Consider the following 8,585-nt stretch of genomic DNA (forward strand, 5'->3'; position numbering starts at 1 on the left):
GCCAAGGACAGACAATGACATTCTTTATCTTCCTGCTAGCCTGCGCCGCCGCCGCGAGTACCGGCATCCTCTTCAAGCCGGGCGCCTGGTACGAGGCGCTGGTCAAGCCGAGCTTCACACCGCCCAATTGGCTGTTTCCAGTCGCCTGGACGCTCATTTATCTGCTGCTCGCCTGGGCCGGTTACCGGTTGAGCCTGATCCCCGGCAGCCAGCTCGTGCTGGCGTTGTGGGCGGCGCAGATTGCGTTGAACACGCTGTGGACGCCGGTGTTCTTCGGCGCGCATCGCATTTTCGCGGGGATGGTGGTGATCACGCTGCTGTGGCTCACCGTCGCGACCCTGGTGGTGCTGGCCGTGCGCCTGGATTTGATCACCGGCTTGATCCTGTTTCCCTACCTGGCGTGGCTAAGTGTGGCGGCGGCATTGAATTTCTCGATCTTGCGGAATAACCGCTGATGGCCCATCAGCCTTGGCCTGCGAGCGCGCCTGAACTCGCCGAGATGCGCCGCTTCAATCAAAAACTCGCCTGGCTGCCGCGGTTCAAGATCCGCAACCGCGTCACGCCACGGCTGATTCAGGCGCTGCTGCGGGTCAGTCAAAAGGTGCGCAAGGCACCTCTGGCAGAAACTCGGCTGGTGGGCGTGGGCGGCGCGCGAGTGCCCGTGCGCATCCTGCGACCCAGCGGCAAGCCCAAGGGCGTGGTGCTGGACATCCACGGCGGCGGCTGGGTGATCGGCAATGCGCAGATGGACGATGACCTCAACCTGGGCATGGTGCAGGCGTGCGATGTGGCCGTGGTGTCGGTGGATTATCGGCTGGCGGTGGACACGCCGGTCGAGGGTTTGATGGACGACTGCCTGGTGGCCGCGCGCTGGCTGTTGAGTGACTGCCCGGAATTTGCCGGCCTGCCGGTGATCGTCGTCGGCGAGTCGGCCGGTGGGCACCTGGCGGCGGCGATGTTGCTGGCGTTGAAGGCATGGCCGGCGTTGCTCAAGCGCGTGACCGGTGCAGTGCTGTATTACGGCGTTTACGACTTGACCGGCACGCCGAGCGTGCGCGCGGCGGGGCCGGATACCTTGCTGCTGGACGGGCCGGGGATGGTCGAGGCGCTGCGCCTGCTGACGCCGGGGTTGAGTGATGAACAGCGTCGGCAGGCGCCGCTGTCGCCGTTGTATGGTGATTTTACGGGGTTGCCGCCGGCGTTGATGTTTGTCGGTGAATTGGACCCGTTGAAGGATGACACGCTGCTCTTGGCTGAACGGTGGCCACTGTCGCAGGCTCACCTGTTAGCGGATTCTGCCCATGGGTTTATCCATTTCCCGGTGGGGATGGCGGCTAGCGTGTTGGCTTTTAGCCGTCAGTGGATCACTCAGCGGGTGTTCAAGCCGGTTTGAACTTAAAAGCTGATCAGTTAGTCAGGTTAATCAGCTGTTCCACTTCCCTCACAAGGCCCCTGACCATGCGTGAATATACCCTGCAATACCTGTTCAACGGCGAGCCCCGCACCCACGTGTTTGAACTCAAACAACCCGAGTTGCCCGTCCATGATGCGGCGATGCATTTGCTGGCGTTGCACCTGGGCGATGCCGAGAACAGCCTGGTGATGCCCACGGCGGACGCCACGCCGGAAGAGATTCTGCAGCAGGCAGCATTGGTGGGGATAAGCCGGATCAAGGTCGAATGAGTGAAAGGCCTCGTTTCCGATTGTTGGGGAGAGAGTGCTCGGCGTGATGGCAGTGGCAGTGGCGATGTTCCAGATGCCATCGCCGAACCCTGTGGGAGCCGGGTTGAACTGCGATAGCGGTGGGGCAGGCGACATCTCTATCAGCCATGCCGCCGCCTTCGCAGGCAAGCCAGCTCCCACCTTTGAACTTCATTGTTGGTGAGAGAGTGCTCGGCTCGATCGCCCTGGCAGTGGCGATGTTCGAAGTGCCACCGCCGAACCCCTGTGGGAGCTGGCTTGCCTGCGATAGCGGTGGGGCAGGTGACATCTCTATCAGCAATGCCGCCGCCTTCGCAGGCAAGCCAGTTCCCACCTTTAAGCTCTGGTGTTTTGAAGTGTGTGGTCAAACCGTCAGTTTGGGCGCAGCCGTAATATTTGCGCGCCATCAAACGGGTCGGTCAGGTAATGCGCCTGTACCCCAAAGGTGTCTTGCAAGCGCTGCGGCGTCAGCACTTCCAGCGGTTTGCCGAGCGCCACCAGTCGCCCGTGATCCAGCACGGCCAGGCGATCACAGGTGAGTGCCTGGTTGAGGTCATGCAGGGCAATCAACGTGGTCACCGGTAACGCCTGCACGCCTTTCAAAATCCCCAGTTGATGCTGGATGTCGAGGTGATTGGTCGGCTCATCCAGCAACAAGATCTGCGGCCGTTGCGCCAGGGCGCGGGCGATGTGCACGCGTTGGCGCTCGCCGCCGGAGAGGCCGCGCCAGGCGCGCTGGCTCAGGTGGGTGGCGTCCACGTCATGCAAGGCCTGGCGCACGATGCTGTCGTCTTCGCTGGACCACGGGCTGAGCGCCGACAACCACGGCGTGCGGCCCAACGCTACGGCGTCGAACACGCGGATGGCGTCGTCGGTATCGGCCTGTTGCTCCACCACCGCCAGTTGTTGCGCGATGGCGCGGCGCGACAGCGTGCTCAGGCGATGGCCGCCCAACAGCACGTCGCCGGACGCCGGCGTGCGCAAACCGGCGAGCAACTTGAGCAAGGTGGATTTGCCGGAACCGTTCGGGCCGACAACCCCCAAGGTCTCGCCCAACCGCACGTCCAGGTGAATATCGCGCAGCAACTCGGCATCACGCACCTTGAACCCCAGGCCGCTGCAACTGAGCACGCTCATCGCGCATTCCTCCGGCCAATCAGGATCAGCGCAAACACCGGCGCGCCGACCAGTGCGGTGACGACACCGACGGGAATCACCTGGCCCTTGATCAGCGTGCGCGACAGCACATCCGCCGCAATCAGAAACAGCGCGCCACCCAACGCACTGGCGGGCAACAAGCGCGAATGCCCGGTGCCGAGCAACAGGCGCACGGCGTGTGGAATCACCAGCCCGACAAAGCCGATGGAGCCGACAATCGACACCATCACCGCCGTCACCAGCGCCGCGCAGCCCACCAGCACAACCTGCACGCGGCGCACCGGAATGCCCAGGGACGCCGCCGAGTCGGTGCCGAAGGTGAACGCATCCAGCGCGCGACGGTGCCACAGGCACACCGCCAAGCCGGCGACCGCCACCGGCACCGCCAGCCACACCGACGGCCAGCGCACGCCGCTGAGGTTGCCGAGCAGCCAGAACATGATGCCGCGCGCCTGTTCGGAGCTGGCCGACTTGGTGATCAGGAACGCGGTGAGGGCGTTGAACAGCTGCGAGCCGGCGATGCCCGCGAGAATGATTTGCCCGGTGCCGCTGGACGAGCCGCTGGCACGCGCGAGCAAAATCACCAACGCGAACGCGGCCATGGCGCCGACAAACGCACCCGCCGACAGCGAAATCAAACCGCCGCCCACGCCAATCAATGCAACCAACACTGCGCCGGTCGAAGCCCCCGCGCTGATGCCCAGCAGGTACGGGTCGGCCAGCGGGTTGCGCAGCAGCGACTGCAAAATCACCCCGCAGGTCGCCAGCCCGGCACCGCACGCGGCGGCGACCAGGGCGCGGGTCAGGCGGTAGTTCCACACCACGCCTTCGTCGATCGGGTCGAGCACGTACCCGGCGGCCCACAGTTTATTAGCGAGCACCTGCAACACCACGTGCGGCGAGATGGCGGTTTCGCCGATGGCCACGCCGGCGAGCACGGCCGCCAGCAGCAACGCCAGGGCGAACAGGGTGCGCATCAGGCTGGTACTCATGGGCGCAAGTCGTAGCCGTCGATGGCGCTGGCCAGTTGTTCAAGGCCGTCGAACATGCGGATGCTGGCCTGCAGCGCCAGGGCGTCGAGGATGATGATGCGGTTGTTTTTCACGGCGTCCATGTTGCGGGTCACCGGGTCGCTGCGCAGGAAGGCGAGTTTCTTTTCATGGTCATCGGCGGGGTAGCGGCGGCGGTCCATGCGCGCAATCACCAGGAAGGTCGGGTTGGCCTTGGCGATGGTTTCCCAGCCGACGGCGGGCCATTCTTCATCCGACTGCACCACGTTGTGCAGGCCCAGGGTTTGCAGCATGAATTCGGGAATGCCCTTGTGCCCGGCCACATACGGGTCGCTGGCCATCTCGGGACTGGAGAACCACACCAGCGCGCTGGCCTGCTTGAGGCCTTTGCTTTGCACGGTGGCGACGGATTTGGCCAGGCGCGCCTTGAGCTCGTCATTCAGTTGCTGGCCACGGTCCTGGACGTCAAAAATCTCGGCCAGTTGGCGGATGCTTTTATACAGGGTCTCGATGTGGAACGGCTCAAGGCGCGTGCCGTCGGCGCCCACCAGGTTGTCCTTGCCTTCGCAGTCGGAGGGCAGCAGGTAGGTGGGGATGTTCAGCTCGTGAAACTGCTCGCGGGTGCCCACCACACCTTGCGGGCCGACCACCCATTCCAGCTCGGCTGCGACCAGTTGCGGGCGCTTGGCGATCACCGCTTCGAAGCTGGGCTCGTTGTCGGCCAGGCGCTCGATGGTGTCGTTTTGCGCCTTGAACGCCGGCAACACATTGTTGAACCACAGCGAAGTGCCGACCACTTTATCGGCCACGCCCAAGGCGTAGAGCATCTCGGTGGCAGCCTGGCCAATGGTCACACTGCGCGCCGGTGCCTGCGGAAAGGTCAGGGTGCTGCCGCAGTTTTGCACCGTCAGCGGGTAGTGAGTCGGCGCAGCGTGAGCCAGGGCACAGAAGCCCAAGCCGGTGAGCAGGGCGGTAACGCGTGGCAGCATGGGGCTATCTCCGTTTGAACCGTACGTGAAGCAGGGGAGGTACGGCGCGGAAATACAGCCTCGAACGCAGCAGGTGTGCAGGCAAGGATGTCCTTCCCGGACACCCCGCCGGTTAGTGAGTTACTGGGCCGGCAGGTCTCCTGACTGATGCGTCGTCGCCTCGCTCCAGCCTTCCCGAGCAAGGCTCAGTGGCAATGTGGAGCAGGCTCAGCACCTACAGTTGCGGGGGCAGTTCCGATTGACGCGGTGTAGCGCGTTTCGGATTCCCTATTAGTCCCGTTTGGGAACCGGCGCGCTATGGTAGTCCATCTTAGGCTTGGCGTAGAGGTACAATCCGCGACTGTCCGTAACCACCCCCAAGGAAGGCCATGTTGATACGTCTGGGAGTTTTGCCACTGCTGTTTTGCATGAGCGCACAGGCCGCTGACCCTGCGCTCGCACGCTACACCGATGCAATCAGCGCCCGAGCCGGCGCTATTGCCCAGCTCGATGACGCATCCATTCTCGCCGAGGAAGCAAAGCTGGCACCCGTGGCCAGTGACATGTTGCTTAAGGTCAGGCCGATGATCCGCAAGGGCGGCACCGGCACTGAGGTCCAGGCCTTCTTGCTTGATCAGTACCAGCAGCACGGCTGGCTGCCGATGATGTTTGGCTTTCGAGGCTATCCGGCGGCGGTGGCGGTATCGGTGAATAACCAGGTGAGCGCTGCGCCGCCTACCGATGTACCGTTCCCGGAGGCGGCATTGGTAAAAGTGGAGCTGATCGCTGCGTCGGCCCAGGCCCATGTTGCTCAAGTCTGGACCTTTGCCACACCCAATGCTTCCCCGGCGCAGCGCCAGTTATTGGCTACTGCGCGTCGGGCACTCGCGAGCGGGGTCGCCCGTGTTCAAGGTGGCCAGCGCCTGGCCAATGTGGGCGCTGCGATTCAACAGGAGCTGGATGCGGGGCAGGCGGTGGCGGTGCGTGAATTTGCGGGCTACACCATGGGGCAGGCACGCATACAGAAACCGCAGGTGCTGGGCTACAAAGTCGAGGGCGACAGCCCGCTGATGCAGCCCGGGCAGGTGCTGAACGTGTATGTGATTGCCAAGGCGGGCGCAATGGGTGTGAGGTATGAGCCGCCTGACTTTTGGAGCTTGCTCTCTTCGGACGGCGCCGACGGTGTGATGTTGTCGGCGATGGTCGAGGTGACGGCAGACGGGCATCGGTTGCTTAGCCGAATGCTGGATTGATGCGATGCACCGCCCTTCGATTTCCCGATTGATGGGTTGAAATAGGGTGATGGCTCGGTGATATTATTTGCCTCGCCCCTTTGATTTCCCTTGCTCATGGAGAGCTTATGTCTTTTCGCCACGTCCTCACTTTCACTCAGTTGTGCGCCTTGTTACTGCTTGGGGGTTGCGCTCAGTCCGTTTCGCCACCCCCCGCCGCTGCGCCGGTGCCGCTTGAGCCATTGGGGCAGGTGCTGCCTTCGAACCCTGCTCGGGAAGGCTGGATCGACCAGATCATCGCTCAGGACCCCGTTGTGATCTCGTCGCACAAGACCGTTCTCGCACCGGCTCTGGGTAATGACGAGCGTATTGCCAAACTGCGTAAACAAGACGCTGGTGTGCAGCCCGATGCCTATTGGGTGCTCTACAAGCAGAACCTGGAAGCGATGCAGTACGACCTGAACCATCAGCATGACGCGGCTCGCGCCGAATACGTACGAACCTATCGGGACGAATTGAGCCGCCTGAACGACGCGACACTTCAAACCATGGCCACCGCGCCCCAGGCAGTGGATGCCAACACCCGCCGCCAGTTAAGTGCACGCCTGAGTGACCGGACCGTGACGTATATGACAACCAGCAACCAGTCGTTCCGGGCCGCTACGGACGCCCACATTAACCGCATGGCCTTGATGGATCGCCAATACGACGTCTGTGCACGTAAACCGGATTGCTGGGATGCCCCGGTCAAGCGCTAGCCTCAATACTTGGCGCGCAGAGCGTCGGCAATGAGCGCGGTTCAATGGATTGTTTTATTCGAGTCAGCCTGTCGTAAGAGGGGCGATAGCTGATCAGCGAGCTGTGGACAGCCGACGTTAGCCACACGGTCTGTGCGTTGCAGAACTCACGCACACTCACACACACCGCAAATCAAAGGTGGGAGCTGGCTTGCCTGCGATGCAGTGTGTCAGCCAGGGAGTTGTCACTGATCCACCGCTATCGCCGGCAAGCCAGCTCCCACAGTTGAAAGGTGTTGCCTGTTTTATTTGCGATCCAGCCAAACCGTCTGCGCATTGCAGAATTCCCGCACACCAAAGTGCGACAACTCCCGCCCAAACCCACTCTTTTTCACGCCACCAAACGCCACCCGAGGGTCGGACACGCTGAAGGCGTTGACAAAGATCCCGCCGGTTTCCAGCTGGTCGGCAATCTCACGCGCCTTCGCCGCGTCGGTGGTGAAGATGCTCGCCGTCAGGCCAAACTCGCTGTCATTGGCCAGGGCCACGGCATGGTCAGCATCGCGGGCGGTGATGATCGACGCCACGGGGCCAAACAGTTCCTGTTTGAACGAAGTCATCTGATCGGTGACGCCTGCCAATACCGTCGGCTCGTAGTAGTTGCCGGCGCCGGGTACTTTGTTGCCGCCGAGCAGCAGGGTGGCGCCTTCTTCCAGGGTCGCCTGGACCTGGCCGTGCAGCTCGTCACGCAGGTCGAAACGCGCCATCGGGCCGATGTAGGTGGTGGTCGACGTCGGGTCGCCCATGACCAGTGCACGGCTGGCTTCGAGGAACTTGGCGGTGAAGGCTTCTGCCACACCGGCTTCGATGATCAGGCGCTTGGCCGCGGCGCAGACCTGGCCGCTGTTCTGGAAACGCCCGATCAGGGCAGCCTGCACGGCGGCGTCGAGGTCGGCGTCGTTGAGCACGATAAACGGGTCGGAGCCGCCCAACTCCAGCACGCACTTTTTCAGCGCGGCGCCGGCCTGGGAGCCGATGGCGATACCGGCGCGCACGCTGCCGGTGAGGGTGACGGCGGCGATGCGTGGGTCGGCGATGGCCTGGGACACACCGTCGTTCGTCACGTTGACCACTTCAAAAATGCCGTCGGCGAAACCGGCTTTCTGGAACGCTTGCTGGATCAGGTAGGCGCTGCCCATCACGTTCGGTGCGTGTTTGAGTACGTAGGTGTTGCCGGCGAGCAAGGTCGGTACGGCGCCGCGCAGCACTTGCCAGACCGGGAAGTTCCACGGCATCACGGCGAAGATCGGCCCCAACGGGCGGTATTCGATTTGCGCGCTGCCGTTGTCCACCAAGGTCGCTTCCGGCGCAAGCATGGCAGGGCCATGGGCGGCGTACCATTCGCTGAGCTGCGCGCACTTTTCGATTTCAGCGCGGGCCTGGGCGATGGGTTTGCCCATTTCCAGGGTGATCATTTGGGCCATGTCTTCGGCTTGTTCGCGCAACGCGCTTGCCAGGGCCAGCAGCAGTTCGGCGCGTTGGCTCACGGGCTGGCGGCGCCAGGTGCGGAAGGCACTGGTGGCACGGTCAAGGGCGGCGTCCAGTTGTGACTCGGTTTCGTACGGGTAGCTGGCGACTGTCTGGCCATTGGCGGGGTTGATCGACAAGGCGTGGGTCTGGTGAGAAATAGCGTTCATGGCACCGTCCGGCTGAATGAGTGGAATGGGTTCAGCCTACGGGGATGCATGTTTTCTGGAAACTGAATAATATTAAGCAATA

At 62.9% G+C, this 8,585-nt stretch carries 9 protein-coding genes and 1 riboswitch; of the genes, 5 read left to right on the forward strand and 4 right to left on the reverse strand.

Features of this window, described 5'->3' with window-relative positions:
• Nucleotides 1-14: 14 nt before the first annotated feature.
• The 3 genes from tspO to WBB95_RS25425 all read left to right on the forward strand — a co-directional run bounded on the left by tspO (nucleotide 15) and on the right by WBB95_RS25425 (nucleotide 1,683).
• Nucleotides 15-455 carry a tryptophan-rich sensory protein TspO gene (gene tspO / locus WBB95_RS25415; protein ID WP_424490088.1) on the forward strand — a complete coding sequence of 147 codons (441 nt, stop codon included), beginning with the start codon at nucleotides 15-17 and terminating at the stop codon, nucleotides 453-455.
• The gene (locus WBB95_RS25420; protein ID WP_424490081.1) at nucleotides 455-1,393 is read left to right on the forward strand and encodes an alpha/beta hydrolase fold domain-containing protein; all 939 of its coding nucleotides are present in this window, start codon (nucleotides 455-457) and stop codon (nucleotides 1,391-1,393) included. Before tspO ends, WBB95_RS25420 begins: the two co-directional genes overlap by 1 nt.
• A 65-nt stretch (nucleotides 1,394-1,458) precedes the next feature.
• Complete coding sequence (locus tag WBB95_RS25425) at nucleotides 1,459-1,683, forward strand: hypothetical protein (protein ID WP_424490082.1); 225 nt, start codon at nucleotides 1,459-1,461, stop codon at nucleotides 1,681-1,683.
• Between the two features lie 390 nt (nucleotides 1,684-2,073).
• On the opposite strand, the gene WBB95_RS25430 is transcribed toward WBB95_RS25425, so the two are convergent.
• The 3 genes from WBB95_RS25430 to WBB95_RS25440 are packed head-to-tail and all read right to left on the reverse strand — an operon-like array spanning nucleotide 2,074 to nucleotide 4,858.
• Complete coding sequence (locus tag WBB95_RS25430; RefSeq protein ID WP_424490083.1) at nucleotides 2,074-2,838, reverse strand: ABC transporter ATP-binding protein; 765 nt, start codon at nucleotides 2,836-2,838, stop codon at nucleotides 2,074-2,076.
• Nucleotides 2,835-3,839, reverse strand: coding sequence for a FecCD family ABC transporter permease (locus tag WBB95_RS25435; RefSeq protein WP_424490089.1), 1,005 nt, complete (start codon nucleotides 3,837-3,839; stop codon nucleotides 2,835-2,837). Before WBB95_RS25435 ends, WBB95_RS25430 begins: the two co-directional genes overlap by 4 nt.
• An 8-nt stretch (nucleotides 3,840-3,847) precedes the next feature.
• Nucleotides 3,848-4,858, reverse strand: coding sequence for an ABC transporter substrate-binding protein (locus tag WBB95_RS25440; RefSeq protein ID WP_424490084.1), 1,011 nt, complete (start codon nucleotides 4,856-4,858; stop codon nucleotides 3,848-3,850).
• A gap of 113 nt (nucleotides 4,859-4,971) precedes the next feature.
• A riboswitch (cobalamin riboswitch) is annotated at nucleotides 4,972-5,165 on the reverse strand.
• Nucleotides 5,166-5,226: 61 nt separating this feature from the next.
• On the opposite strand from WBB95_RS25440, the gene WBB95_RS25445 reads away from it, so the two are divergent.
• Complete coding sequence (locus tag WBB95_RS25445) at nucleotides 5,227-6,090, forward strand: M24 family metallopeptidase (RefSeq protein WP_424490085.1); 864 nt, start codon at nucleotides 5,227-5,229, stop codon at nucleotides 6,088-6,090.
• Between the two features lie 107 nt (nucleotides 6,091-6,197).
• Nucleotides 6,198-6,827 carry a hypothetical protein gene (locus tag WBB95_RS25450; protein WP_424490086.1) on the forward strand — a complete coding sequence of 210 codons (630 nt, stop codon included), beginning with the start codon at nucleotides 6,198-6,200 and terminating at the stop codon, nucleotides 6,825-6,827.
• A 284-nt stretch (nucleotides 6,828-7,111) separates the two neighbouring features.
• On the opposite strand, the gene WBB95_RS25455 is transcribed toward WBB95_RS25450, so the two are convergent.
• Complete coding sequence (locus WBB95_RS25455) at nucleotides 7,112-8,503, reverse strand: aldehyde dehydrogenase family protein (protein ID WP_424490087.1); 1,392 nt, start codon at nucleotides 8,501-8,503, stop codon at nucleotides 7,112-7,114.
• Nucleotides 8,504-8,585 lie beyond the last annotated feature (82 nt).

It is taken from the genome of Pseudomonas sp. (assembly GCF_049645325.1).
In the GTDB taxonomy this organism is placed as follows: domain Bacteria; phylum Pseudomonadota; class Gammaproteobacteria; order Pseudomonadales; family Pseudomonadaceae; genus Aquipseudomonas.